Below are 23,549 nucleotides of genomic sequence, written 5' to 3' on the forward strand. Positions count from 1 at the left end.
GTCATGGCAAGTCCTCGCAGGGGGCGGCGGGTGCGCGCCGGCCTCAGTAATAGATCCAGTCCTCGTTGTTGCGCGGCAGCGCGCGCCACGAGGCGGCGAGGGCGGCCAAGCCCTTGCGTACCAGGGCGAGGACCAGGATGAAGAGGATGATCCACATGGCTTTCTCCTTGAATAGCACGGTTGTGCTAAATTTGGGCGAGCAACTGGCCTGCGACCAAGGTCGTGGTTCAGGCCTGGTAGCTCTGGGCGAGGCGCTGCCAGCTGGCCAGCGCGCGCTCGCCGGCGCGCGGCTCGCGCAGAAAGCGCGCGTCGTGCAGCAGGCCGATGGCGATGCCGCTGAGCTCGCTCACCAGCTGGGCGGGGTCGGTGTCGGGCTTGAGGTGGCCGGCCTCCACGGCCTGGGCCACGGTGCGGCGCAGCGCGGCGCGCCAGCGCTGCACCTCCTGCAGCAGCAGTTCGCGCAGCTCGCCGTCGCGGTCGTCGAACTCGAAGGCGCCGGCCGTGTAGATGCAGCCGCTGTGGGCCTCGACGTCGCGCATGCGCTGGATCCAGCGCCGCACGATCTGGTCCAGCCGCGGCAGGCCCTTGGGCGCCTGCATGGCGGGCACGAAGACCTCGGCCAGGAAGCGGTGGCCGAACTCCTCGATCACCGCTTTCTGCAGCGCCTCGCGCGAGCCCACGCGCGAGAACACGCCGCTCTTGGAAAGGCCCACGCGGTCCGCCACGGCCTGCAGCGTGATCGCCTCCAGCCCCTCGGCGGCGGCCAGGTCCAGCGCGGCGCCGACGATGGCGGCGCGCGTCAGCTCGCTTTTCTGGGTCTTCGCGTCCATGCGGCAATATTAGCACGTATGTGCGAAATTGCAAATCGAGCTCAACCCAGCCGGAACAGGCTGAGCTCCACCCGGTCCGGATGGCGCACCCCGGTGCCTACGAACAGGCTTTCGGTCAGCCAGGCCAGGGAGGGATGGGAGACCTCGAAGCTGGGCACGCAGCGGAAGTAGACGGCCGCCGGGTCGACCGGCTCGCCGCGCACCAGGCGCGCGATGTCCCCGGCCGAGCCGCGGCGCAGGGCGCGGTTGCGCACGTAGACGCGCGCGCCGCCCTCGAGCTCGAGCAGGTAGCGCGCGTCGAGCTCGGCCAGGGTGTCGGACACCACGATCTGGAAGTCGGCCCCGCCGGGCAGCACGCGGCCGCGCAGGCGGCCCGTCACGCTGCCGCCCGTGATCGGGATGATGCGCCGCAGGCCGCGGCTGTTGGCGCCCCTGACCTGGCCGGCCTCGACCGGGGCGGCGACGAGCACCGTGAGGTCGGCCACATGTTCGAGCGCGGGGGCGGGCAGGGTCATGGGGCGGGTATGGATATGGGATGGGGGACATGCTAACGCTGCCGGGGCGGGACCCCGCCATGTGCAGCGGTCGGCCAGGAACGACCCCATGGTTTCGAGGCCTTCTTGCCGCGCCGCCCGGCGGCGCTGCTAAGATGGCGCATGGTATCGGGAGAGTCTGCCCGCGCATGAACCCAGGTTCGGCGCAGGGGCAGCGCCGAAGGAGCAACCGCCCCGGAATCTCTCAGGCCCAAGGACCGGTACCTGCATTTTTACTCTGAAGAGCTGCCGAGTCCGTCACTCGCAGCACCGAAGGAGCAAGCGCCAAGCCCGCCGGGCGGCCGCGTGAATCTCTCAGGTCCAGCAACAGAGGGGGCGTCCGCCACGCAGCTTGCGTGCGGGCCCAACCCGACGTTTGCTGAAAGACCTAGCTCATGAAATCGATCGCTGTCATCGGCGGTGGCATCACCGGCGTCACCACGGCCTATGCGCTCGCGCGCCGCGGCTTTGCCGTCACCCTGTTCGAGAAGCACCGCTACGCGGCCATGGAGACCTCGTTCGCCAACGGCGGCCAGCTCTCGGCCTCCAACGCCGAGGTCTGGACCCACTGGTCCACCATCCTCAAGGGCATGAAGTGGATGCTCAAGAGCGACGCCCCGCTGCTGGTCAACCCGCGTCCGAGCTGGCACAAGATCTCCTGGTTCCTGGAGTTCATGGCCGCCATCCCCGACTACCGCAAGAACACCGTGGAGACCGCGCGCCTGGCCATCGCCGCGCGCGAGCACCTGTTCGGCTGGGCCCAGGCCGAGGGCGTGGACTTCGACCTGCGCAAGGAGGGCATCCTGCACATCTACCGCGACAAGGCCGGCTTCGACCACGCGGCCCAGGTCACGCAGCTGCTGGCCGAGGGTGGCCTCGAGCGCCGCGCGGTGACGCCGGCCGAGATGCGCGCCATCGAGCCCACGCTGGCCGGGACCTACTACGGCGGCTTCTACACCGAGAGCGACGCCACCGGCGACATCCACAAGTTCACGCAGGGCATGGCCGCGGCCATAGCCCGCCTGGGCGTGCGCGGCCGCTATGGCGAGGACGTGGTCGCGCTGCGCAGCGACGGCCGCAGCGCCAGTGTCACGGTGCGCGCCGGGCAGGGCGAGGAGACGCTGCGCTTCGACGGCCTGGTGGTCTGCGCCGGCGTGGCCAGCCGCGCCTTCGCGGCGCAGCTGGGCGACCGAGTCAACATCTACCCGGTCAAGGGCTACTCGATCACGGTGAACCTCGACGACGCGCAGAGCCAGGCCGCCGCGCCCACGGTCAGCCTGCTCGACGACGCCACCAAGCTGGTGACCAGCCGCCTGGGCGTGGACCGTTTCCGCGTTGCGGGCACGGCCGAGTTCAACGGCTACAACAAGGACATACGCGCCGACCGCATCCGCCCCCTGGTCGACTGGGTGCAGCAATGCTTCCCTGGCGTGAGCACGCGCAGCGTCGTGCCCTGGGCCGGCCTGCGGCCCATGATGCCCAACATGATGCCGCGCGTGGGCCGCGGCCGCTCGGCCAACGTGTTCTACAACACCGGCCATGGCCACCTGGGCTGGACCCTGTCGGCCGTCACCGCCGACATGGTGGGCGGCGTGGTCGAGCAGGCCCTGGGCAGCACCCCGCGCATTGCCCTGGGAACAGCTTACGCATAAGCGCGGCGAGGGTGAGGCGCGCTGCGCTCAGCCGCCGTGCGCCCAGCCCCAGAGGTCCTTGGGGTCGGCCATGGCCGGCACCAGGGACAGCAGGCGGCCGAGCTCATGCTCGCGCGCCAGGCGCTCGAGCGTGCGCAGGGCCGAGAAGTCCTCCAGCGCGAAGCCGACCGAGTCGAACACCGTGACCTGGTCGGGGTGCGTGCGGCCCGGCGCCTGGCCGGCCAGCACGCGCCAGAGCTCGGTGACCTCGAAGTCGTGCGGCATGTGCTGGATCTCGCCCTCGAGACGGCTCTGCGGCGCGTATTCGACGAACACATGGGCGTGCTGCAGGATGCGCGGGTCCAGCTCGGTCTTGCCGGGGCAGTCGCCGCCCAGGGCGTTGAGGTGCATGCCGGGCGCGATCAGGCCCGCCGCCAGGATGGCGGCATGCGACTTGTCGGCCGTGGCCGTGGTGACGATGTCGCTGCCCTGCACCGCCTCGGCCGTGCTCGCGCAGGGCTCGATGCTGAGGCGCCCCGCGTCCACGTAGGGCTGCAGGTTGCGCAGCAGCTTGGCCGTGGCGCGCCGGTCGGTGTCGTACACGCGCAGCCGGCGCACGCCGACCAGGCTCATGAAGGCCAGGGCCTGGAACTCGGCCTGCGCGCCGTTGCCGATCAAGGCCATGGTGCGCGCGTCGGGCCGCGCCAGCACCTGCGCCGCCAGGGCCGAGGTGGCGGCGGTGCGCAGGGCCGTGGTCAGCGTGAGCTCGGATAGCAGCAGCGGCGCGCCCGTGGCCATGTCGGACAGCACGCCGAAGGCCATCACCGTGGGCAGGCCCAGCGCGGGGTTGCCGGGGTGGCCGTTGACGTACTTGAAGGCATGGCGCTCGCCGTCGGCCACCGGCATCAGCTCGATCACGCCCTGGCGGCAGTGGCTGGCGCAGCGCGGGATCTTGTCGAACTGCTCCCAGCGCAGGAAATCCTCGCGCAGCGCGGCGGCGATCTCGCGCAGCAGGGCTTCCGGGCCAAGGCGGCGCAGCAGCTGGCGCAGGTCGTCGGCGTCGAGATGGCGGGTCAGCATGGCGGCCTCCTTGGCAGGTGGCGCCGCCCCGCCGAGCTTGGCCGGGGGCGCCCCTTGCGGGAACAGAGACAAGCATAGTCAAGGGCGATGACAGGCAAAAGCCGAGAAACTGCTGCGTTCTGCCAGCTTCGGGTGCAAAATGCCAGCCATGGCTGACGAAACGATCCATCTGGACGACACCGACCGGCAACTGATCGCCTTGCTGCGCGACGACGCGCGCATGAGCCTGTCGGCCCTGGCCGAGCGGCTCAAGGTCTCGCGCGGCACGGTGCAGAACCGCCTGGCCCGGCTGGAGAAGGGCGGCATCGTCACCGGCTACACCGTGCGCCTGAAACCCGCCGCCCAGCCGCACCGCATACGTGCCTGGACCACCATCGCGGTCGAGGGCACCAGCGCGCCCAGCGTGATCCAGGCCCTGCGCGGCGAGCCGGCGGTGGACAGCCTGCATTCGACCAACGGCCGCTGGGACGTGGTGGCCGAGATCAGCGCCGACAGCCTGGAAGCCTTCGACCGCGTGCTGACCCGCATCCGCCAGATCAAGGGCATTGTCAACACCGAGACCAACCTGCTGCTGTCGACCTACAAGGTCTGAGCCCGCGACTACCGCTGTCGCGTAGGCGAAAGCCGGGGATGCGCGCACGGCGCGACGCTGCTACGCTGGCGCGCATGAGCCCGACCGCCGCCCCTCCCTACGTTCCGCAGATCCGCCTCTACCAGAACTGGCTGCGCGACAAGCGCGGCCTGAGCTTCGCGAGCTACGGCGAGCTCTGGCGCTGGTCCACCACCGAGCTCGACGCCTTCTGGCAAAGCATCTGGGACTACTTCGACCTGCGCTCGCCCACGCCGCACAGCGCCGTGCTCGTGAAGAACGTGATGCCCGGGGCGGTCTGGTTCCCCGGCGCGCAGCTCAACTACGCGCAGCAGGTGTTCCGCCATGTGGCGCCGGCCCAGGCCGCGGGCTTTCCGGCCATCGTGAGCCGCAACGAGCTGGGTACGGCGCACGAGCTGTCCTGGCCCGAGCTCAGGCGCCAGGTCGCTTCGCTGGCCCTGCACCTCAGGGCCCAGGGCCTGCAGCCGGGCGACCGGGTCGCCGCCTACCTGCCCAACATCCCCGAGGCCATGGTGGCCTTCCTCGCCACCGTGAGCCTGGGCGGCGTGTGGAGCATCTGCGCGCCCGACATGGGGGCCCAGGCCGTGCTCGACCGCTTCCGCCAGATCGAACCCAAGGTGCTGATCGCCTGCGACGGCGTGCGCTACGGCGGGCGCGACCACGACCGCATGGCCGTGGTGGACGAGCTGCGCCAGGCCCTGCCCACGCTTGAGCACCTGATCCTGCACGACAACCTGGGCACGGCCGACCTCACGGCCAACGAGTTCGCCATGGCGCCGCGCCTGTCGCGCCTCACGGCGCGCCACGACGCGCAGACCGAGGCCTTCGAGCCGCTCGCTCTGCCCTTCGACCACCCGCTGTGGATCGTCTACTCGAGCGGCACCACGGGCCTGCCCAAGCCCATCGTGCACGGCCATGGCGGCACTGTGCTGGTGGCCCTGGCGCTCAAGACCCTGCACAACGACGTGGGCTGCAGCTACGCGCCCAACAGCTGGGGCGAGCGCTTCCACTGGTACAGCTCCACCGGCTGGGTGATGTGGAACGCCCAGCTCTCGGGCCTGCTCAACGGCACGACCTGCGTGCTCTACGACGGCAACCCCGGCGGCAGCAAGGACAACCCGGACTGGGGCCTGCTGTGGCGCTTCGCGGCCGAGACCGGCGTGAGCTACTTCGGCGCCGGCGCGGCCTTCTATGCCAACTGCCTCAAGGCCGGTGTCGAGCTTTCGCGCTGCGGCGACCTCTCGCGCATACGCGCGCTCGGCAGCACCGGCTCGCCGCTGTCGCCCGAGGCTCAGGCCTGGGGGAGCGAGCAGTTCGCGCGCATCGCTGGGAGCGAGGCCCAGAAGGACATCTGGTGGTGCAATATTTCCGGGGGTACGGACTTCGCCGGCGCCTTCATCGGCGGCCACCGCGAGCTGCCGCAGCAGCCCGGCGTCATGCAGTGCCGCCTGCTGGGCTGCGCCGTCGAGGCCTGGAACGAGCGCGGCGAGCCGGTGCTGGGCGAGGTCGGCGAGCTGGTCTGCACCCAGCCCATTCCCTCGATGCCGCTTTACTTCTGGGGCGACCAGGACCACGCGCGCTACCTGGCGAGCTATTTCGAGTCCTACCCGCCCGGCCACGGCCGCAAGCCCGGCGGCGGCGACCTCGGCCCCGAGGCCGGCAGCGTCTGGCGCCATGGCGACTGGCTGCGCATAGGCAGCAAGGAGCAAGGCGGCGAGGGCTGCGTGATCTACGGCCGCAGCGACGCCACCATCAACCGCCACGGCCTGCGCATGGGCACCAGCGAGCTCTACAGCGCGGTCGAGGCCCTGCCCGAGGTGCTGGACAGCCTGGTGGTGGACCTCGAATACCTGGGCCGCGAGAGCTACATGCCGCTGTTCGTGGTGCTGCGCGAAGGCCTGGTACTCGACGATGGGCTCATGCGCCGCCTGGCCGACGCGATCAAGACCGCCCTGAGTCCGCGCTTCGTGCCCGACGAGATCCTGCAGGTGGCCGAGGTGCCGCGCACGCTCTCGGGCAAGAAGCAGGAGCTGCCGATCAAGAAGCTGCTGCTCGGCGCACCGCTGGAGAAGGTGGTCAACAAGGACGCGATGGCCAATCCGGGCTGCCTGGACTGGTACGTGGACTTCGCGGCCAGTCGGCTGGCAGGGCGGGGAGGCGCGCCGGCCCTCAGCGGTGGCTGAACTGCGGTCGGCGCTTGGCCAGGAAGGCCTGCATGCCTTCGTGCGCGTCGGCGCTCGCGAAGCGCGCGTAGAGCGCGCGCCGTTCGTAGGCGATGCCCTCGCTGAGCGAGGACTCCCAGGCGCGGTTGACCGACTCCTTGATGGCCATCAGCGCCGGCAGCGAATAGGCGGCGATCTCGGCCGCCAGGGCCAGGGTGGCGTCGAGCAGCGCCTCGTCCGGCACCACGCGCGAGACCAGGCCCCAGCGGTCGGCCTCGGCGGCGTCGAGCTGGCGCGCCGACAGGCACATGTCCATGGCCTTGGCCTTGCCGATGGCGCGCGGCAGGCGCTGGGTGCCGCCGGCGCCGGGCAGCATGGCCAGCTTGACCTCGGGCAGGCCGAAGCGCGCCGACTCGGCCGCGACCACGATGTCGCAGGCCAGGGCCAGCTCGCAGCCGCCGCCCAGGGCCAGGCCGGCCACGGCCGCCAGCACCGGCTTGCGCACGCGGCGTATGGTCTCCCAGTTGCGCGTGATGAACTCGCCCTGGTAGACGTCCATGTAGCTCCAGTCGGCCATGGCCGAGATGTCGGCGCCGGCCGCGAAGGCCTTGGGGCCTCCGGCGATCACGATGGCGCCTATGCCGGGGTCGGCGTCGAAGGCCAGCAGGGCGGCGCCGAGCGCATCCATCAGCGCGTCGCTGAGGGCATTGAGCTGGCGCGGCCGGTTCAGCGTGATCAGGCCGACGCGGCCGCGCGTGTCCACGAGGACGGGTGGTGTTTCCATGATGCTGCGGGCCGAGCGCCGGCTCAGTCTATGTTGATCCGGCTGTCGCGGATCAGGGTGGAAAGCTGCTTGGTTTCGCTGGCCAGCAGGCTGCGGAATTCGGCGTTGTCCAGGCCGACGGGTTCCGCGCCCAGCGACTCGTAGCGGGCCTTGGTCGTGGGCAGGGCCAGGGCCCTGGCAAGCTCCTTCGCCATGCGGGCCGTGACGTCCGCGGGGGTGCCGTTGGGCGCCCACAGGCCGAACCAGATGTCGAGCTCGGCGCCCTTGAAGCCCAGCTCCGCCAGGGTCGGCACATCCGGGAAGAAGGACGAGCGCCTGGCGCCGGCCACGGCCAGCATGCGCACCTTGCCGGCACGCACGTGCGGGAAGGCGATGCCCGGGTCGAACACGTAGTCCGCCTGCCCGGCCATCACGTCCTGCAGCGCCGGCGCCGCGCCGCGGTAGGGGATGTGGGTGGCGAATACGCCCGTGACCTTCTTGAACAGCTCGCCCGCCAGGTGCGGTGGTGTGCCCGGGCCGGCTGAAGCGTAGGACAGCTTGCCCGGGTTGGCCTGGGCGAAGGCGACGAATTCCCGCGCGTCCTTGACGGTGGATTGCGGCTTGACCACCAGGTACATCTGGCTGCGCCCGACGCCGGCCACGGGGCTCAGCTCCTTGGCCGGGCTGATGGTCTGCTTGAACAGGAAGGGGTTGGCCGTCTCGACCGAGGTCGGCGCGATCAGGAAGGTATGGCCGTCCGGGGTGGCGCGTATGACTTCGCTGGCCGCCACGTTGCCGCTGGCGCCGGGCTTGTTGTCCACCACCACGCTCTGGCCCAGCGCCTCGCCGAGGGACTGGGCCATCACGCGGGCCATCACGTCGGTGGTGCCGCCCGGCGCGAAGCCGACCACGATGCGGATCGGCTTGGTGGGCCAGCTGGCTGGCTGAGCGTGCAGGGCGCCGGCGGCGCCCAGCGCGCAGACTGCGGCGGCGGCCTGCATCAGCCGGCGGCGCGGCAAGAGGGTCTTGTTCGGTGTCATGGGGCTTGTCTCCTGTGGGTGGTTCTCGGGGTTGGCGTCAGGCGGCGAGCGCGTCGCGCAGCATCTCGCGCAGCTTGAACTTCTGGATCTTTCCGGACGGCGTGGCCGGCATGGCGTCGCGCACGACCAGGCGCTCGGGCAGGTACTGCATGGCCACCTGCTGCGCCTTCAGGAAATCGACGATGGCCGGCAGGTCTATGCTCTGGCCGGGCTTGGGCACGACGACGGCGCAGGCGCGCTCGCCCAGGCGCTCGTCCGGGTAGGCGACGATGGCGGCCATGGCGATCGCCGGGTGCTTGTAGAGCAGGGCCTCGATCTCGACCACCGGGATGTTCTCGCCGCCGCGGATGATCACGTCCTTGCTGCGCCCGGTGATGCGCACATAGCCTTGCGCGTCCAGGCGCGCCAGGTCGCCGGTGTCGAACCAGCCGTCGGCGTCGGTGCCGTTCCACTGCGGGCGCTTCAGATACCCGCCGAAGTTGGACACCGAGCGCACCAGCAGCCGGCCGGCCTCACCGGCGGGCAGCGCCTCGCCGTCGGCGTCGACCACCTTGAGCTCCACACCGGGCAGCGGGTGGCCGTCGGTGGTGAAGGCGCGCTCGTCGGGGTCGTCGAGCTCGATCAGCGTCACGGCGCCGTTCTCCGTCATGCCCCAGGCCGAGACGATTTTGGTGCCCAGCACCTGGCGCGCCTGCTCGACCAGCGGGCCGGGAATCGGTGCGCCGGCACAGAGGAAGGTCCGCAGCGTGGGCACCGTGAGGCCCGACTCGGCGACGGTCTTCGCGAGATCGTTCAGGAAAGGCGTGGAGGCCATGGTGAAGCTGGCGCCCTCGGCGCGGATCAGCTCGACGGCCTTGCGCGGCTCCCAGATGTCGAGCAGCACGGCGCTGGCGCGCAGCATGACGGGCATCATCAGCCCGTACATGAAGCCGGTCTGGTGCGCCATGGGCGAGGCCATCAGCACCCGGTCGGCTTCGCCGAGGCGCAGGCGCTCGGCATAGGGAATGATGTTGGCCATGGTGGTGTTGGCCGTGTGCATCACGCCCTTGGGCTCGCCGGTGGTGCCCGAGGTGTAGATCAGCTGGGTCACGTCGTCGGGGCCGGGGCGGTGCTGCGTCAGGATCTCGCGCGCATCGGCTTCGTTTTCCCAGGCCGGGCCGCTGAGCAGGGCCTCAAAGCTGTCGGCGCCCGCGCCGCCGACCACGACCACCTGCCTGAGCTGCGGCAGCTCGGGTTGCAGGGCGGTCGCCATGGCCTCGAAGTCGAAGCCGCGGAAGCTCTTGGGCACGATCAGCAGCTTGGCCTCGCCATGCTTGAGCATGAAGCTGAGCTCGCGCTCGCGGAAGATGTGCATCAGCGGGTTCATCACCGCGCCTATGCGCGAGCAGGCCAGGTAGGTGACGGTGAACTGCCACCAGTTGGGCAGCTGGCAGGCGACCACGTCGTTGCGGCCCACGCCGAGGCGCGCCAGGCCCACGGCCACGCGGTCGGCCATTGCGGCGAGCTCGCGGTAACTGAAGCGCGTGGTGGCGCCGCTCTCGGCCTGCAGCGCGGTCAGCGCGAGCTTGTCCGGACAGGCGGCCAGGCAGGCGTCCAGCTCGTCGTTGATGGTGCGGTCTGGCCAGAAGCCCTGGGCCCGGCTGGTGGCGCGGCGCGGGGCGATGAGGACGGGGTCGAAATCCATGGTCTTGTCTCCTTCTCTGGGGCTCCCTCTCCCGCTGGGAGAGGGCTGGGGTGAGGGCTGTTCAGGCCGGCACGTGCTGGCGGCCGGCGCGCACGCGCGCGATGACGGTCTTCATGATCTGGGCCGTGCCGTCGCCGATCTGGAAGCCGAGCACGTCGCGCAGGCGCTGCTCCATGGCCCCGCGGTCGTAGCCGCCGTGGCCGAAGCACAGCAGGCACTGGTGCACCACGTCGTAGGCCAGCTTGGGGCCCCACCACTTGGCCATGCCGGCCTCGGCGGTGTGGGGCAGGCCCTTGTCCTTGAGCCACAGGCCCTGCAGGCACAGCAGGCGCGCGCCCTCGACCTCGGTGTCGTACTGGGCCAGCGGGTGGGTCACGCCCTGGAAGTGGGACAGGGTCTTGCCGAAGGCCTCGCGCTCGGTGATGTAGGCCCAGGTCTCGTCGAGCGCCGCGCGGGCCACGGCCAGGCACTGCAGGCCGATCAGCGAGCGCGAGAAGTCGAAACCGTGCATCACCTGCACGAAGCCCTTGTTCTCGTCGCCCAGGCGATGGCTGACGGGCACGCGCACGTTCTCGAAGAAGATCGATCCGCGGCCGATGGCGCGCTGGCCATGGCAGTCGAAGCGGTTGGTGGTGATGCCGGGGCTGTCCATGGGCACCAGCAGCGCGGTGACGCCATGGGCGCCGGATTCAGGGCTGCCGGTGCGGCCGAACACCACGCTGATGTCGGCCTGGTCGGCGGCCGAGATCGAGGTCTTCTCGCCGTTGATGACGTAGTGGTCGCTACCCCCTTCACTGGTGCGCTCGATGCGCAGACGCAGGTTGGCCGCGTCGGAGCCGCCGCGCGGCTCGGTCAGGGCGATGGCGCAGATGGCCTCGCCCTGGGTGAGCTTCTTCAGCCAGGGGCCGACGACCGCGGGATGGCCGTAGCGCGACAGGATCTGGCCGTTCAGCGAGGCCAGCAGGTTCAGGTAGGAGAAGCTGAGGTCGGCGCGGGCGACCTCCTCGTGGATCACGCCGGCGGCCAGGCAGCCCAGGCCCAGGCCGCCGAACTCCTCCGGCAGCTCGGGGCAGATGAAACCGAGACCACCCATTTCGCGCAGCAGCTCGCGGTCGAACTCGCGGGTCTTGTCGCGCTCCAGGAAGCCGGGCGCCACGCGCTCGGTGGCAAAGCGGCGCGCCGTCTCGGCCAGCGCCTGCAGGTCTTCGTCGATGTAGGGATTCGGATTCACTTCAGGCTCTCCAGCGGCTTACTTGGCGTACCTGCGGAACTCGGGCTTGCGCTTTTCCTGCAGCGCCTTGACGCCCTCGCGCGATTCCTCGGTGTCGTAGTACAGCTTGAGCGCGTACATGCCCATGCCGGCGATGCCGCTCTGGTGCGCGGTGTCCATGTTGAAGCTGCGCTTGGCAATCGCGATCGCCGTCGGGCTGCGCTCGCCGATCTCCTCGGCCCATTTCTGCACCTCGGCGTCCAGCTGCTCGTGCGGCACGCAGACGTTGGCCAGGCCCATGGCCACGGCTTCGGGGCCCGAGTAGCGCTTGTTCAGGTACCAGATCTCGCGCGCCTTCTTCTCGCCCACCACGCGGGCCAGGAAGGCCGTGCCGTAGCCGGGGTCGACCGAGCCCATCTTGGGGCCGACCTGGCCGAAGATGGCCTTCTCGGAGCAGATGGTCAGGTCGCAGATGGTGGCCAGCACGTTGCCGCCGCCGATGGCGTAGCCCTGCACGCGCGCGATCACGGGCTTGGGCACGTCGCGGACCGCGGTGTGCAGCTCCTCCATCGGCAGGCCGATGGTGCCGCGGCCGTCGTAGTTGCCGTTGTGCGCCGACTGGTCGCCGCCGGTGCAGAAGGCGCGGTCGCCGGCGCCGGCCAGCACGATGCAGCCGACCTCGCGGTCGTAGCCGGCCTTGTTCAGGGCCTTGATGATCTCGTCGCAGGTCTGGCCGCGAAACGCGTTCATCTTGTCCGGCCGGTTGATGGTGATCCAGGCCACGCCGTTGCGGACCTCGTACAGGATGTCTTCGAAGTTCATGGTGATTTCCGGTTGAGGGTGAAAGAGGTCAGCCGACCATGCTCAGGCCGCCCGAGACGCTGAGCACCTGGCCGGTCACGTAGGCGGCGTCTTCGCTGGCGAAGAACAGCACGGCGCCGGGCAGGTCTTCCGGCTGGCCGATGCGGCCCAGCGGGATGGCGCGGGTGAAGGCCTCCATCAGCTTCTCGGGGTTGCCCGCGCCTTCCTTGTAGTCGGCGAACAAGGCCGTGTCGGTGGGGCCGGGGCAGACCACGTTCACGGTGATGCCGTGGCGCGCATGCTCGCGCGCCAGGGTCTTGGAGAAGGCCACCAGCCCGCCCTTGCAGGCCGCGTAGACCGCCTCGCCGGAGGAGCCTACGCGCGCCGCGTCGGAGGCGATGTTGACGATGCGGCCCTTCTTGCGCGCCGCCATGCCCGGCAGCACCGCGTGGTGCATGTGCAGCGCGCCCGTCAGGTTGATCGCGATCAGCTTTTCCCACTCGGCGGGGCTGGTCTTGGTGAAGGGCTTGAACACGTCCCAGCCGGCGTTGTTGACCAGCACGTCGACGGGCCCCAGCTGCTCGGTGGCGGCGGCCACGGCCGCGTCGACCGACGTGCGGTCGGTGATGTCGCAGCAGTAGGCGGCCGCCCGGCCGCCGGCGGCGTCGATCTCGGCCGCGACGCGCTGGGCGGCCGCGAGGTCGCGGTCGAACACCGCGACCTTGGCGCCTTCGCGCGCAAAGCGCCGGCAGGTGGCGCCGCCGATGCCGCCGCCGCCGCCGGTCACGATCACGGTCTGGTCTTGGAATTTCTGCATGTGGATCTCCGTTTACAAAGGTGGGTTGCTATGCTTGGTACCCGGGTGGGTGCCGCCAGGCGGTTACGACAATATGTTGTCATATTAGGCGCTGCGCCGATAATGCGCAAGTGCCAGTTTTGTTTGGAAAATCATGGTTAACCCTGAAGAGAAATCCCATGTCGTGCGCATGGAGCTGGCCAACCGGCTGTTTTTCAAGCTCTATCAATGTGCAAACATGTTGCATAAAACCGGGACGCGTGCCGTGGAGGCCGAGGGCCTGACGACCCAGCAATGGGCGGTGCTGGGGGCCCTGTCGCGGGCCGAAGCGCAGGGCGGCATGGGCGTGGGCGAGCTGGCCCGCTACCTGATGGTGAGCCGGCAGAACCTGGCCGGCCTGATAGGCCGCATGGAGCGCGACGGCCATGTCTGCAGCGCGCCCGACGGGCGCGACCGGCGCTCGCGCCTGATCGCCATGACGGCCTCGGGGCGCGAGGTCTGGGAGCTGCAGGCCCAGGCCAAGATCCACGCCTACTACGAGCAGGCGCTAGAGGGTTTCTCGGTCAGCGATATCACGCACACGCTGCACTACCTGCTCCAGCTGCTGGACAACATGCAGCGCGTGGATGAGGCGCAGGGGGCGGGCGAAGAGGAGGAGTGAGTCAGCCGGGCGGCCACGGCGGTGGCCAGGGCTGGCGTCTCAGCAGGCACTCGCTTGCACGGCCGGCGCCAAAAACTCGCGCCCCACCAGGGCCCTTGCGTAGAGGTAGTTGTTGCGCGACTGGGCGCTGAGGGCATCCAGATCGACATGGCCTTCGGCATCGCACGGAAATGCAAAGCCGCGGCCGGGTGCGAACAGCGACTGGAACCGCAGTTCATACTGGCTTCGTTGCAGGCTTTCCGTGTCCATGGCGGACTCCTTGGCATGACGACAGATCGACCACCGCCCTGGGGATCTGGCGCGACTTCTGCCATGCCACTCCCCCAGGCAAGCATTCAACGTCCGCCCCTCGAATGGGTTGACGGATTGCGCATGTAACAGTGGCGTGGCCGGTGGAGAGGGCGGAATTCGGCAAGCGCCCCTGGAACCTGGCCCTGCTCAAGCGCCTGAGGGAAAGGCCAAGGGGGGATTTTTCGGCAACGTGTCTTACATTTCCATCGGCTTTCCTGTTTCCGGGCATCGGGCTAACATGTATGTTCCTTTTCCTGAAGGAGACAGTCATGAAGCGAGTTGCCTACCTTAGCCGCGGATTGATCGTGACGCTTGCGGTGGCCTTGGCCGCTCAGGTGCCCTTGGTTCAAGCGGAGATCGTCGACACGCAGGCCATGTCGGTACAGAGCCAGGCCGAGCAGGACCGGGCCAAGGTTCAGAGCTTCGTCGAACGCGCCAACGTCAAGGAACGCTTGCAGGCCATGGGCGTCAGCGGCCTGGTCGCCAAGGACCGCGTGGCCTCGCTCAGCGAAGAGGAAGTCCATGCCCTGGCCCAGCGCATCGACTCGATGCCGGCCGGGGGCGCCCTCAGCAGCACGGACTGGATCCTCATCCTGCTGGTCGCCATTCTCGTGGCCATCGCGATTTAATCCGGGGTGAAGAGACCCTCGCGGGGGCGGCGCCGCTGGTGCGCGGCCGCGCTATGGCTGTGCCTGGCGGGCTGCGCCACGCTTCCCCGGCCCGACTATGGCGCGGGCCTCACCCCCACGCTGCCCGCGCGCGTGGAATGGGCCGACGTGGCCTTCTTCCCGCAGGACGAATACCAATGCGGCCCCGCGGCCCTGGCTACCGTGCTGGACCGTGCCGGCGTCAAGCGCCAGCCGCAGCAACTGGTGGACGAGGTCTATGTGCCGCAGCGCCAAGGCAGCCTGCAGCCCGAGATGCTGGGCGCCACGCGTCGCGCCGGCTTGCTGCCCTACCGATTGGAAGCGCAGCCCAACGCCCTGTTGCGCGAGGTCGCAGCGGGCCACCCGGTGGTGGTGCTGCAGAACCTGCGCTTCGATGTCTGGCCCCAGTGGCATTACGCGGTGGTGGTGGGCTACGACCTGGACGCGGGCGTCGTCGTGCTGCGTTCCGGCACCGAGAAGCGGCTGCTGATGCCCATCTCGGAGTTCGACCGCAGCTGGGCCAAGGCCGAGCGCTGGGCTTTCGTCGCCCTGCCGCCCGAGCGTCTGCCGGCGACGGCGCGAGAGGCCGACTATGTTGCCGCCGCGGCCAACCTGGAGCGCGTGTCCCCGGCGCCCGCCCGGCGCGCCTACCAGACCGCGCTGGCCGCTTGGCCGCGCAACCTGTTCGCGCGCATGGCGCTGGGCAACGCGGCCTACCGGCAGGGTCAGCTCGGCCAGGCCGAGGCCGCGTACCGGCAGGCCACGCTCGACCACCCGCAAGCCGCCGACGCCTGGAACAACCTGGCTCAGGTGCTCCATGAAACCAAGCGCCTGGCCCAGGCGCGCGAGGCGGCGCAACGCGCGGTAGCACTGGGCGGGCCGCGCCTGGCGATCTACGAAGCCACGCTGCGCAGCATCGAGGCCGCGGCCTTGCGCTGAAGTTTGCGCGGCATGCCGTGATGGGGGGCACCTGCACCAGGCCGCTGCCTGTCGCAGAAGCCCTGGCTTGGACGGTGGACCGGGCGGAGCCAGTTAAGCGTCGCGTCGCGGTTCAGCCCTTGATTGACAAGAGCGTGGGAGCACACAGCTGTGGTGAATGGGCGCGCTCGCTTTGCTTGGGGGCTTTGACGTCCCACCTCGACCCCAAAGCTGTAGTAGTCGAAGCCCCCGCCGAGGCCGTCAACGATGCCTTCACCGGAACCATAACCGGTGATCGCGGTTCGGACGCGCTTGGCGGTAATGCTCTCGGCGTAGTCTTCGGTCTCAATCAGGATGAAGCGCCTGCGGCCCCGGTCTTCAGCGTTGAGCTTGAGTACAGCGTGACCCGTGGTACCCGATCCCGCGAATGAGTCAACAACAATGGAATCCGGGTCAGAAGCGATGCGTAGTATGCGCTCGATCAGGCCCACAGGCTTCGGTGTGTCGAAGCCGTGATCAGTCCCCAGCATGTCGTTGAGGAGCGCTTTGGCCTGTCGGTTTTGGCCTGCATCAGTCAGGATCGATGGGTTCGGGATAGCTGGCTCGTTGGGGGCCCACTCAACCTGATACGGAACCCAGCCATGGTCGCGCATCTTCCAGACCACCTTGTCGGCATTCTTCAGTTTTTCATAGGCCTTCTTGCCGATGGCCCAGCGTCCATCCCAGCCCTCTTCAGGATGCCGTGGCCAGATCTCTGAGCCGTCTGGTGCCTCCATCGGATACCACATGGTTTCGCGATCCTCGCGGCGAGCTTCCTTTCCATTCTTTCGAAGCTGGCGCGTGCGGCAGCGCCGCCCGTCCTCAGCAACTTCGGGGTAGTCTTTCAGAATTTCGGGCTTTGGCAGTTGCTTCAGCCTGCATGCGCTCAGCTTTTTGGCGAAGACCAAAGTGTGATCGTGATAGTTCGAGAAAGCACGCTCCCCAAAATTCGAGCTTGGGCTGTCCATCTTCTGCCAAATCATGTTCACGACGAAGTTCCCTGGGCCGAAAATTTCGTTCAAGACCGCCCGAAGGTTATGCACCTCGTTGTCGTCTATCGAGATGAAGATGGCGCCATCGTCCGATAGCAGCCGATGCAGCAGTTTCAAACGCGGATACATCATGCACAACCACTTGTCGTGCCGCGACAGGTCTTCGCCCTCCTTGCCCACTACCTGGCCGAGCCAGCGCTTCATCTTCGGGTCATTGACTGCATCGTTGTAAACCCAGCCCTCGTTGCCCTTGTTGTAGGGTGGGTCGATGTAGATGCATTTCACCTGGCCCTCGAACTCGGGCGGCAGGCTTTTCAGGGCCTCCAGGTTGTCGCCGTGGATGATTCGGTTGTCGGTCGTATTCGCATGCAAGCCACCGGGCGCGGTGAATGTCGAGACCTTTTTGAGCACCCGAAACGGCACGTCGTGATGGTGGTTCACCACCTTGTCTGTTTCTACCCAGTGCAGTGTTGGTATGTTCGTGCTTCTAACGGCCAGGCTCTGGCGACAGGCCTCGCGCGGCGGCCATCAGGCCCCGGGCCACAGCCTGGCGAAGTCAAATGAAAGTTGGCGGTGATGCCGGATGGACAGCAGGTACACGGTAGCGTCAGCCTCCATGGCTGCATACAAGATCAGGTAGTCGCCGTGCAGGTATTCACGCAGCGCATCGGGCGCGCCGGCCGGTAGCGCGGCCAACTGGGCAAGCGCTTCGGCAGACTGGGGTGGGTTGGCCAGGTAGCGTCGGCCGATGCGCGGAAAGCGCCGCAGGTTGGGGACGACCGTGGCGCGCAGTTCGGCCAGCAAGTTGTCGAACGCAAAACCGGCGTCCGCTTCTACCAAGAAAGCCTCGATGGCGTCCAGGCGCTCCAGGAAGCTTGCGGTCAGTTCTACCCGGTACTGGTACTGCTTGTCAGCCACGTTTCTTGGATGCCTTGGCGGAAGCTACGCGGCGCTGCTGAAGCAGGCCAATGGCGCCATCGGCCTCGAAGGTGTGGCCGGCCGCAATGTCGGCCAAGCCGCGTTTGGCGTCGTCGATCAGCAGCAGGTGGATGCGCTCTCGCTCCAGACGGTGGTAGTAATCCAGTCGGTCAGCGTCGATCAGTGCCACGTAGCTCTCGCCGTTCTTGGTGATGATCTTCTCGGCACCGGCCTTGGCTTGGTCGGCCAACTCAGACAGGCAGGCGCGCGCCTGCGTGAAGGGCACTACGTCCCTGGCAGAAAAGCCCATGGCTGGCTCCTTGAAGGGTTGATTACAGAATTCTGTGCATTTTATGGCGACGAGAAGCCGCTGACCATGCGCTTACGGATTGAGCCTCAGATTTTTCGACGGTCGCTTGGCGCGTCTGCGCCGCGTGCGGGCCGCTGGTGGGCCGCAGGCCAGCGCTCGTCCCGCAGGCAATAGCAACGCAGGTCCATTAAGGCGCGCGTCGTCAAGAGCCGATAGGCGATGCCGGGGAACTGCACGTTACCCATGGATGCCGGCACCAGGGTTACGCCCAGGCCCGTGACGGCCAGCAGCGTGGCCATGCCGACGATCAGCGTCTCGTCGCGCAGCGCCGCGACATCGATCACCTCGCACGCCGCCAGCGCATGGCGCTCGTCCAGCGCCTGCAGCATGGGCTTGCGCGCCAGCAATTCCACCTCGACGTCGGGCTCGTCAGGCAGAGCCCGCGCTCGAACACCACGACCTGAGCGACTCTTCTTGGGCTGATCCCATGGGGCCGCTCATTCCAAGTCCGCCTCGGCCTCCGGCCACAGCTTGGGAAACAGGAAGCGCAGCGCATGCTGCGGCAAACCGAATCGCACCTTCCCTTGCGGCGAATCGGATTTCAGCAGGCCCCGCCGCACCAGGGCGCCCAGCGCATCGGTGGCGCTGCGCTCGCCCATGCCCAGCATGCTCTTGAAGTCGCCGCGCGTCATCTCCTCGCCGCTCAGGTAGAGGTAATGCAGAGCGCGCAGGGCCTCCTGCCGCACGCCGCTCTTGAGTACCGTGGCCTCGAACACCAGGCAGGCTTCGATGCGCGACTTCATGGTTTCCAGGTCGAGCATCTGCCGCATGAACTGGACTTGGTCAGAGCAGACGTCCAGCACGTAGTCGATCCAGGCCGCCAGCGCCTGTTCGCTGAGGTTGCCGCGCCCGTCCAGGTCGCCGCGGCGCGGCGTATCGGCATCGGCCAGCAACGCGTAGTAGCGCTGCGCGTCACGGGCAAAGCCGCGCAGCGGCGACCACAGACCCCCGGTGTAGCCCATCGCGTGCAGCCAGAGATGGGTGTGCAAGCGCATCACACGGCCGTTGCCGTCGATGAAGGGGTGTATCCAGCCCAGGCGCTGATGCGCGGCCGCCACGGCAAGCAGGGCCGCCTCGCCGCGCCGCACGCCGCCGTAGAAATCGCCCCAGCGGGTCAGGAAGCTGCCCAGGCTGGCATGAGCGGGCGCCACATGCTGGCCCACCTGCACGTCGCGCGTGCGCAGCTGTCCGGGCATGATGGGTTCCCCCTGGGCGGTCGCCAAGTCCGCTGCGGGCAGCTGGACAAACAGGCTGCGGTGGATGTCTGTCACGGCGGCCACGGCGTAGAGCGCGGCGGCTCCCGCTGTATCGGGATAGCGCTGTTCCAACTCGGCCTCGGCTTCGATGTGGGCGACGGCAAGGCGCTGCTTGGCGGCCAGGACTGCGTTGCTGGAGAAGTCCCGGCGCAGGGCCTGCTCGATCTCGTGCGGCCGCGTGTGCTGCCCCTCGATGCGATTGGTGTAGTAGGAATTCATGCTGCGCAGCATCTGGCCCAGCTCGCGCGGAACGCGGCGGCTGGCCAAGGCCGTCGCGGCCAGCGCGAGGTCGTGCGCCTTGGCCAGCAGGGGCTCCTGCCGAGATGGGCCGGGCAGCAGGGGTTCAAACTGATGAGGCGACTCGTACACCGATATTTGCCAAGTTATTAGTCGCTCTAATAATATGTTTTTAAATGGAAAAATCAAAATGTCGCAAAAATTCTTGCCAAGGTTTTTGCGATCTTTCGACGGGTGAACGGGGCGAGCTTCAAGCCCCCTCAGGCTTGATCTGCGCCCTCGCGATCACCGGCTTCCAGCGCGCCTGCTCGGCCTTGATGAAGGCGTCGAACTCGGCCGCGCTGCTGCCCACGGCCAGCGCCGTGTCGTTCGCCAGCCTTTCCTTGACGATGCTGCCGCGCGCCGCCTTGACGGCCTCGGCCTCGAGCTTGGCGATGTTGGCCTTGGGCCATTTGCTGGGCGCCAGCAGGCCGTACCACTGGGTCATCTCGAAGCCCTTGTAGCCCTGCTCGGCCACGGTGGGAACATCGGGCAGCTGGGGCAGGCGCTGCGCCGTGCCGGTGGCGATGCAGCGCAGCTTGCCGGCCTTGATGAAGGGCAGCAGGGCCGGCGCGCCGACCGAGGCGGCCTGCAGGCGGCCGGCCATCAGGTCGGTCAGCATGGGGCCGGTGCCGCGGTAGGGCACGTGCAGCATGAAGGTCTCGCTGACCATCTTCACGTATTCGAAGGCCAGGTGACCGGCGCTGCCGTTGCCGGCCGAGCCGTAGTTGAGCTGGCCGGGCTTGGCCTTGGCGTAGGCCACGAACTCCTTGAGGTTCTTCACCGGAAGGTCGGGGTGCACCACGTACAGGCTGGGCACCTTGGACAGCAGCGACACCGGCACGAAGTCGCGCGCCGCGTCGTAGGGCAGCTTGGGGAAGATGTAGGGATTCACCGCCAGCGTGCCGATATGGCCCAGGATCAGCGTGTGCTCGTCGGTCGAGTTGGCCACTTCCTGCATGGCGATGTTGCCGGCCGCGCCGGGCTTGTTGTCGACGAACACGTTCTGGCCTATGGTTTTCGCCATCTCGCCGGCCACGGCGCGCGCCACGATCTCGGAGCTGCCGCCGGGGGCGAAGGGCACGACCAGGCGCAGCGGCTTGGCGGGCCAGGCGCCCTGGGCGCTGACGAACAGCGGCGAGGCGGTCAGCGCCGCCGCACCGGAGGAGACCAGCAGCTGGCGGCGGGACAGGGAGTAGGAGGTCATGGCTGGGTTTCCTGAAGATGAAATAAGCTTATTCGATCGCAATGCCGCGCGCCTTGACCACGCGGGCCCAGAGCGCCATTTGCTGGTGGATGAAGGACCGGGCGGCGTCCGGGCCGCCCTTCTGAATCTCGCCGCCGAGCTGGGCGATGCGGGCCTTGACTTCGGGGGCATCCAGCGCCTTCTGCAGCGCGGCCGACAACTGGCCGATCACCGCCTCCGGCGTCCCGGCCGGGGCGAACAAGGCGTTCCATTCATAGACCTCGGCGCCCGGCACGCCGGCTTCGGCCAGGGTGGGCACCTCAGGCAGGATAGGCGAACGCTTGCCGGCGGTGACGGCCAGCGCGCGCAGCTTGCCCGCCTGGATATGCGGCAGCGTGGACGCGAGGTTGCCGAAAAACACCGGCACCTGGCCGCCGATCACGTCGTTCAGCGCCGGGCCGCCGCCCTTGTAGGGCACGTGGACCATGTCCACCTTGGCGGCGGACTCGAACAGCGCGCCAGCGAGGTGCTGAGCCGAGCCGTTGCCCGACGATGCGAACGAGACGGAGTCCTTCCTGGCCCGCGCGGCGGCGGTCAGCTCGGCCACGTTCTTCGCCGGAACCTGGGCGTTGACCAGCAGGACGTTGGGGAACAGGGCGATCACGCCGATCGGGCGGAAGGCCTTCTCGCTATCGTAGGGCAGGCGCGGGTAGAGCGAGGGGTTTACCGCGAAGGACGAGGCATCGAGCATCAGGGTGTGGCCATCCGGCGTGGCCTTGGCGACCGTCGCCGCGCCGATCTGCCCGCCGGCGCCGGGCCGGTTCTCGATCACGATGGGCTGGCCCAGCGCCTCGCCGAGCCGGGGCGCGATCAGGCGCGCCATGGTGTCCGCGCCGCCGCCGGGTGGGTAGGTGACGACCAGCGTTACCGGCTTGCTCGGCCAGGTTGGGGCGGGCTGGGCCCGGACGCCCGTGGCGGGGGCCAGCGCGGCGGCGGCCACGCTGGCGATCGCCAGCGCGCGGGTCAGCAGGGAGGGAAAGGTCATGGCATGTCTCCGGGGAGGGAACGAGTCGGTGTCAGCGCACGTGCGCCGTGTACTGGAAGGCAAAGGCGTCGCCCAGCGTGGTGCGCAGTTCCACGCAGCGGCCGCTCAGGTCGAAGGCGCGCCGCTGCACCTGCACGCAGGGGTGGCCGGGTTCCAGCCGCAGCAGCCGCGCCTGCTCGGCGCTCAGCAGGCCGAAGCTGAGCTGGTCTTCCGCGCGGTGGATGGTGGTGCCGCACACGCGTTGGAACATCGGGTAGAGCAGGCTGTCCCAGGCGGTGGTGTCGGAGCTCGCCAGCGGCTCGAACAGCGGCAGCGGCAGCGTGATCTGCTCCAGCAGGCAGGGCTGGCCGTCCACGCTGCGCAGGCGCCGAAGGCTCAGCACGCTGGCGCCGGTGGGCAGGCCCAGGGCCTCGGAGGTGGCCGGCCCGGCCAACTCCGTCCGCCGCTCCAGGATGCTCGACTCGGGCGTGGCGGTCAGCTCCCCGCCGTGGCGGAAGCGGAAGAAGCGCAGCATGGAGGCCCCGCCCAGCCCGGCGCGCACGAAAGTGCCGCGCCCGTGCTGGCGCTCCAGTAGGCCCTCCGCCACCAGCACGGCGAGCGCCTGGCGCAGCGTGCCCAGGGCCACGCCATGCTCGCGCGCGAGCGCCGCCTCGGCCGGCAAGGCGGTGCCGGGCACCCACTCGCCTTGCGTGATCCGTGCGCGCAGGCTGGCGGCTAGCCAGCCGTAACGGCTTTGGCCCGGCGCCGGCTGGTCGTCGCCCGGGCGCGGTGACAGGGTGTTCTGGATGGCCATCATTGATTTAGTGCTCTAGATGACTAGAATGTAGGGCATGTCACACGATCTGTCAAAAACCGCGGTCGACTGCCACTTCCACGTGTTTGAGGCGCACCAGGCCCGGCCGGGGGCACGCTACGCCCCCCCCTATGCCGCACCCATGGCGGCCTGGCAGACGATCGCCGGGCCGCTGGGCGTACGGCGCGGCGTGCTGGTGCAGACCAGCTTCATGGGCATCGACAACCGCGGGCTGCTGGCGCACTTGGCGGCGCAGCCGCAGGCGCTGCGCGGGGTGGCGGTGCTGCCGCCCACGGTGGGTCCGAGCCGGCTGTGCGAGCTGAACGAGGCTGGCGTGCGCGGCCTGCGCCTGAACCTGGTAGGCACGGCGCACGACCTGTCGGACTGGCCGGCGCCGGGCACCTCGTTCTGGGATGCGCTGCGGCTGCTCGGCTGGCACCTGGAGCTGCACACCGACCTGGGTCGTCTGCCGCCGGTGCTGGCGCAGCTGCCGCCGCAGGTGCCGCTGGTGATCGACCACATGGGCAAGCCCGAGCGGGTGTCGGCGCAGGATGCCACCGTGCGGGCCGTGCGCGCGCGCGGTGCCCCGGTGCATGTCAAGCTCAGTGGAGCCTATCGGCTGCAGGGGCGCGATCCCGGCGCGCTGGCGCGCCTGTGGCTGGGCGAACTGGGGCCGGACCGCCTGCTCTGGGGCAGCGACTGGCCGTGCACCAACCACGAGGCGCAGGCCGACTACCCGGCGCTGTTCGCCAGCCTGGCCGACTGGCTGCGCGACGACGCCGCGGTGCAGGCCGCCCGGGTCGCCAACCCGGCGCGGCTGTACTGGGGCGCCGAGGCCGTGCCAGCCGGGTGGCCCTGACGGCGCAGGTTCGAGACTTAACCGGGCAAGCTTCGGACGCGCCAATGCGCCGGCGCCACCCGGAAGTTCTCAGCGCGGCAGCTCGGCCAGCGTGGCCTTGACCAGCACCCGCTGAAAGCCCCGGAAGAGGCAACAGGCGAGCAGCAGGGAGCGGCGGG

At 68.9% G+C, this 23,549-nt stretch carries 25 protein-coding genes and 1 riboswitch; of the genes, 7 read left to right on the forward strand and 18 right to left on the reverse strand.

Annotated features, from left to right (window positions below):
• Positions 1 to 227: 227 nt before the first annotated feature.
• Together FFS10_RS16565 and FFS10_RS16570 are read right to left on the reverse strand one after the other, a co-directional pair.
• Positions 228 to 830, reverse strand: a complete 603-nt coding sequence (locus tag FFS10_RS16565) for a TetR/AcrR family transcriptional regulator (RefSeq protein ID WP_137895581.1) — start codon at positions 828 to 830, stop codon at positions 228 to 230.
• A 41-nt stretch (positions 831 to 871) separates the two neighbouring features.
• Positions 872 to 1,345: a DUF3237 domain-containing protein gene (locus tag FFS10_RS16570; RefSeq protein ID WP_137895582.1), complete on the reverse strand. Its 474-nt coding sequence runs from the start codon at positions 1,343 to 1,345 to the stop codon at positions 872 to 874.
• Between the two features lie 138 nt (positions 1,346 to 1,483).
• A riboswitch (glycine riboswitch) is annotated at positions 1,484 to 1,594 on the forward strand.
• A gap of 164 nt (positions 1,595 to 1,758) precedes the next feature.
• Here FFS10_RS16570 and FFS10_RS16575 point away from each other — a divergent pair.
• Positions 1,759 to 3,015, forward strand: a complete 1,257-nt coding sequence (locus FFS10_RS16575; protein WP_137895583.1) for a D-amino acid dehydrogenase — start codon at positions 1,759 to 1,761, stop codon at positions 3,013 to 3,015.
• A gap of 27 nt (positions 3,016 to 3,042) precedes the next feature.
• Here the strand turns inward: FFS10_RS16575 and ocd are convergent, their stop codons facing one another.
• Complete coding sequence (gene ocd / locus FFS10_RS16580; protein WP_137895584.1) at positions 3,043 to 4,074, reverse strand: ornithine cyclodeaminase; 1,032 nt, start codon at positions 4,072 to 4,074, stop codon at positions 3,043 to 3,045.
• A 148-nt stretch (positions 4,075 to 4,222) separates the two neighbouring features.
• On the opposite strand from ocd, the gene FFS10_RS16585 reads away from it, so the two are divergent.
• Positions 4,223 to 4,666 (forward strand): Lrp/AsnC family transcriptional regulator, encoded by a 444-nt coding sequence (locus FFS10_RS16585; protein WP_137895585.1) that lies wholly within the window; start codon positions 4,223 to 4,225, stop codon positions 4,664 to 4,666.
• A gap of 74 nt (positions 4,667 to 4,740) precedes the next feature.
• A complete protein-coding gene (locus FFS10_RS16590) occupies positions 4,741 to 6,867 on the forward strand; it encodes an acetoacetate--CoA ligase (RefSeq protein WP_137895586.1) in 2,127 nt (708 codons plus the stop codon).
• Here the strand turns inward: FFS10_RS16590 and FFS10_RS16595 are convergent.
• The 6 genes from FFS10_RS16595 to badH all read right to left on the reverse strand — a co-directional run bounded on the left by FFS10_RS16595 (position 6,854) and on the right by badH (position 13,161).
• Entirely contained in the window at positions 6,854 to 7,630 is a 777-nt protein-coding gene (locus FFS10_RS16595) for an enoyl-CoA hydratase (RefSeq protein ID WP_137895587.1), read from the reverse strand. The two genes, FFS10_RS16590 and FFS10_RS16595, sit on opposite strands and share 14 nt — an antisense overlap.
• A 23-nt stretch (positions 7,631 to 7,653) precedes the next feature.
• Entirely contained in the window at positions 7,654 to 8,649 is a 996-nt protein-coding gene (locus FFS10_RS16600) for a Bug family tripartite tricarboxylate transporter substrate binding protein (protein WP_137895588.1), read from the reverse strand.
• A gap of 37 nt (positions 8,650 to 8,686) precedes the next feature.
• Positions 8,687 to 10,333 carry a cyclohexanecarboxylate-CoA ligase gene (aliA, locus tag FFS10_RS16605; RefSeq protein ID WP_137895589.1) on the reverse strand — a complete coding sequence of 549 codons (1,647 nt, stop codon included), beginning with the start codon at positions 10,331 to 10,333 and terminating at the stop codon, positions 8,687 to 8,689.
• 61 nt (positions 10,334 to 10,394) lie between these two features.
• Positions 10,395 to 11,564, reverse strand: coding sequence for a cyclohexanecarboxyl-CoA dehydrogenase (aliB, locus tag FFS10_RS16610; RefSeq protein ID WP_137895590.1), 1,170 nt, complete (start codon positions 11,562 to 11,564; stop codon positions 10,395 to 10,397).
• Between the two features lie 18 nt (positions 11,565 to 11,582).
• Complete coding sequence (gene badI / locus FFS10_RS16615) at positions 11,583 to 12,365, reverse strand: 2-ketocyclohexanecarboxyl-CoA hydrolase (RefSeq protein WP_137895591.1); 783 nt, start codon at positions 12,363 to 12,365, stop codon at positions 11,583 to 11,585.
• Positions 12,366 to 12,393: 28 nt separating this feature from the next.
• Entirely contained in the window at positions 12,394 to 13,161 is a 768-nt protein-coding gene (badH, locus tag FFS10_RS16620) for a 2-hydroxycyclohexanecarboxyl-CoA dehydrogenase (RefSeq protein WP_137895592.1), read from the reverse strand.
• A 133-nt stretch (positions 13,162 to 13,294) separates the two neighbouring features.
• On the opposite strand from badH, the gene FFS10_RS16625 reads away from it, so the two are divergent.
• Positions 13,295 to 13,801 (forward strand): MarR family winged helix-turn-helix transcriptional regulator, encoded by a 507-nt coding sequence (locus FFS10_RS16625; RefSeq protein WP_137895593.1) that lies wholly within the window; start codon positions 13,295 to 13,297, stop codon positions 13,799 to 13,801.
• A gap of 39 nt (positions 13,802 to 13,840) precedes the next feature.
• On the opposite strand, the gene FFS10_RS16630 is transcribed toward FFS10_RS16625, so the two are convergent.
• The gene (locus FFS10_RS16630; RefSeq protein ID WP_137895594.1) at positions 13,841 to 14,050 is read right to left on the reverse strand and encodes a hypothetical protein; all 210 of its coding nucleotides are present in this window, start codon (positions 14,048 to 14,050) and stop codon (positions 13,841 to 13,843) included.
• A gap of 311 nt (positions 14,051 to 14,361) precedes the next feature.
• On the opposite strand from FFS10_RS16630, the gene FFS10_RS16635 reads away from it, so the two are divergent.
• Both FFS10_RS16635 and FFS10_RS16640 read left to right on the forward strand, forming a co-directional pair.
• The gene (locus FFS10_RS16635) at positions 14,362 to 14,721 is read left to right on the forward strand and encodes a PA2779 family protein (protein WP_137895595.1); all 360 of its coding nucleotides are present in this window, start codon (positions 14,362 to 14,364) and stop codon (positions 14,719 to 14,721) included.
• Between the two features lie 6 nt (positions 14,722 to 14,727).
• Positions 14,728 to 15,678: a PA2778 family cysteine peptidase gene (locus tag FFS10_RS16640; RefSeq protein ID WP_137895596.1), complete on the forward strand. Its 951-nt coding sequence runs from the start codon at positions 14,728 to 14,730 to the stop codon at positions 15,676 to 15,678.
• Here FFS10_RS16640 and FFS10_RS16645 read toward each other — a convergent pair.
• The 8 genes from FFS10_RS16645 to FFS10_RS16680 all read right to left on the reverse strand — a co-directional run bounded on the left by FFS10_RS16645 (position 15,633) and on the right by FFS10_RS16680 (position 22,532).
• Positions 15,633 to 17,129, reverse strand: coding sequence for a site-specific DNA-methyltransferase (locus FFS10_RS16645; protein WP_171016176.1), 1,497 nt, complete (start codon positions 17,127 to 17,129; stop codon positions 15,633 to 15,635). The two genes, FFS10_RS16640 and FFS10_RS16645, sit on opposite strands and share 46 nt — an antisense overlap.
• 87 nt (positions 17,130 to 17,216) lie before the next feature.
• On the reverse strand, positions 17,217 to 17,606 hold the full coding sequence (locus FFS10_RS16650) for a type II toxin-antitoxin system RelE/ParE family toxin (RefSeq protein ID WP_137895598.1): 390 nt from the start codon (positions 17,604 to 17,606) through the stop codon (positions 17,217 to 17,219).
• The gene (locus FFS10_RS16655; protein ID WP_137895599.1) at positions 17,599 to 17,916 is read right to left on the reverse strand and encodes a type II toxin-antitoxin system Phd/YefM family antitoxin; all 318 of its coding nucleotides are present in this window, start codon (positions 17,914 to 17,916) and stop codon (positions 17,599 to 17,601) included. Before FFS10_RS16655 ends, FFS10_RS16650 begins: the two co-directional genes overlap by 8 nt.
• Before the next feature lie 86 nt (positions 17,917 to 18,002).
• Positions 18,003 to 18,323, reverse strand: a complete 321-nt coding sequence (locus tag FFS10_RS16660; protein WP_137916442.1) for a type 2 periplasmic-binding domain-containing protein — start codon at positions 18,321 to 18,323, stop codon at positions 18,003 to 18,005.
• Positions 18,324 to 18,413: 90 nt separating this feature from the next.
• On the reverse strand, positions 18,414 to 19,601 hold the full coding sequence (locus FFS10_RS16665) for a Fic family protein (RefSeq protein ID WP_249931327.1): 1,188 nt from the start codon (positions 19,599 to 19,601) through the stop codon (positions 18,414 to 18,416).
• Positions 19,602 to 19,719: 118 nt separating this feature from the next.
• Positions 19,720 to 20,715, reverse strand: coding sequence for a Bug family tripartite tricarboxylate transporter substrate binding protein (locus tag FFS10_RS16670; RefSeq protein WP_137895601.1), 996 nt, complete (start codon positions 20,713 to 20,715; stop codon positions 19,720 to 19,722).
• Between the two features lie 28 nt (positions 20,716 to 20,743).
• Positions 20,744 to 21,739, reverse strand: coding sequence for a tripartite tricarboxylate transporter substrate binding protein (locus tag FFS10_RS16675; protein ID WP_137895602.1), 996 nt, complete (start codon positions 21,737 to 21,739; stop codon positions 20,744 to 20,746).
• A gap of 31 nt (positions 21,740 to 21,770) precedes the next feature.
• The gene (locus FFS10_RS16680) at positions 21,771 to 22,532 is read right to left on the reverse strand and encodes a GntR family transcriptional regulator (RefSeq protein ID WP_137895621.1); all 762 of its coding nucleotides are present in this window, start codon (positions 22,530 to 22,532) and stop codon (positions 21,771 to 21,773) included.
• Positions 22,533 to 22,569: 37 nt separating this feature from the next.
• Here FFS10_RS16680 and FFS10_RS16685 point away from each other — a divergent pair, with 37 nt between their 5' ends.
• The gene (locus FFS10_RS16685; protein WP_137895603.1) at positions 22,570 to 23,391 is read left to right on the forward strand and encodes an amidohydrolase family protein; all 822 of its coding nucleotides are present in this window, start codon (positions 22,570 to 22,572) and stop codon (positions 23,389 to 23,391) included.
• The last annotated feature ends 158 nt before the right edge of the window (positions 23,392 to 23,549 follow it).

It is taken from the genome of Ramlibacter sp. 2FC (genome assembly GCF_005503345.1).
GTDB lineage: Bacteria > Pseudomonadota > Gammaproteobacteria > Burkholderiales > Burkholderiaceae_C > SCMQ01.

Excerpts from the sequence above, each read along its gene's own strand:
- aliA (WP_137895589.1), bottom strand. The coding sequence starts at position 10,333 with ATGGATTTCGACCCCGTCCTCATCGCCCCGCGCCGCGCCACCAGCCGG.
- FFS10_RS16625 (WP_137895593.1), top strand. The coding sequence starts at position 13,295 with ATGGTTAACCCTGAAGAGAAATCCCATGTCGTGCGCATGGAGCTGGCC.
- FFS10_RS16680 (WP_137895621.1), bottom strand. The coding sequence starts at position 22,532 with ATGGCCATCCAGAACACCCTGTCACCGCGCCCGGGCGACGACCAGCCG.
- FFS10_RS16595 (WP_137895587.1), bottom strand. The coding sequence starts at position 7,630 with ATGGAAACACCACCCGTCCTCGTGGACACGCGCGGCCGCGTCGGCCTG.
- FFS10_RS16655 (WP_137895599.1), bottom strand. The coding sequence starts at position 17,916 with ATGGGCTTTTCTGCCAGGGACGTAGTGCCCTTCACGCAGGCGCGCGCC.
- FFS10_RS16570 (WP_137895582.1), bottom strand. The coding sequence starts at position 1,345 with ATGACCCTGCCCGCCCCCGCGCTCGAACATGTGGCCGACCTCACGGTG.
- FFS10_RS16630 (WP_137895594.1), bottom strand. The coding sequence starts at position 14,050 with ATGGACACGGAAAGCCTGCAACGAAGCCAGTATGAACTGCGGTTCCAG.
- FFS10_RS16600 (WP_137895588.1), bottom strand. The coding sequence starts at position 8,649 with ATGACACCGAACAAGACCCTCTTGCCGCGCCGCCGGCTGATGCAGGCC.
- FFS10_RS16635 (WP_137895595.1), top strand. The coding sequence starts at position 14,362 with ATGAAGCGAGTTGCCTACCTTAGCCGCGGATTGATCGTGACGCTTGCG.
- badH (WP_137895592.1), bottom strand. The coding sequence starts at position 13,161 with ATGCAGAAATTCCAAGACCAGACCGTGATCGTGACCGGCGGCGGCGGC.
- FFS10_RS16685 (WP_137895603.1), top strand. The coding sequence starts at position 22,570 with ATGTCACACGATCTGTCAAAAACCGCGGTCGACTGCCACTTCCACGTG.
- FFS10_RS16585 (WP_137895585.1), top strand. The coding sequence starts at position 4,223 with ATGGCTGACGAAACGATCCATCTGGACGACACCGACCGGCAACTGATC.
- ocd (WP_137895584.1), bottom strand. The coding sequence starts at position 4,074 with ATGCTGACCCGCCATCTCGACGCCGACGACCTGCGCCAGCTGCTGCGC.
- badI (WP_137895591.1), bottom strand. The coding sequence starts at position 12,365 with ATGAACTTCGAAGACATCCTGTACGAGGTCCGCAACGGCGTGGCCTGG.
- FFS10_RS16675 (WP_137895602.1), bottom strand. The coding sequence starts at position 21,739 with ATGACCTTTCCCTCCCTGCTGACCCGCGCGCTGGCGATCGCCAGCGTG.
- FFS10_RS16590 (WP_137895586.1), top strand. The coding sequence starts at position 4,741 with ATGAGCCCGACCGCCGCCCCTCCCTACGTTCCGCAGATCCGCCTCTAC.
- FFS10_RS16565 (WP_137895581.1), bottom strand. The coding sequence starts at position 830 with ATGGACGCGAAGACCCAGAAAAGCGAGCTGACGCGCGCCGCCATCGTC.
- FFS10_RS16670 (WP_137895601.1), bottom strand. The coding sequence starts at position 20,715 with ATGACCTCCTACTCCCTGTCCCGCCGCCAGCTGCTGGTCTCCTCCGGT.
- FFS10_RS16575 (WP_137895583.1), top strand. The coding sequence starts at position 1,759 with ATGAAATCGATCGCTGTCATCGGCGGTGGCATCACCGGCGTCACCACG.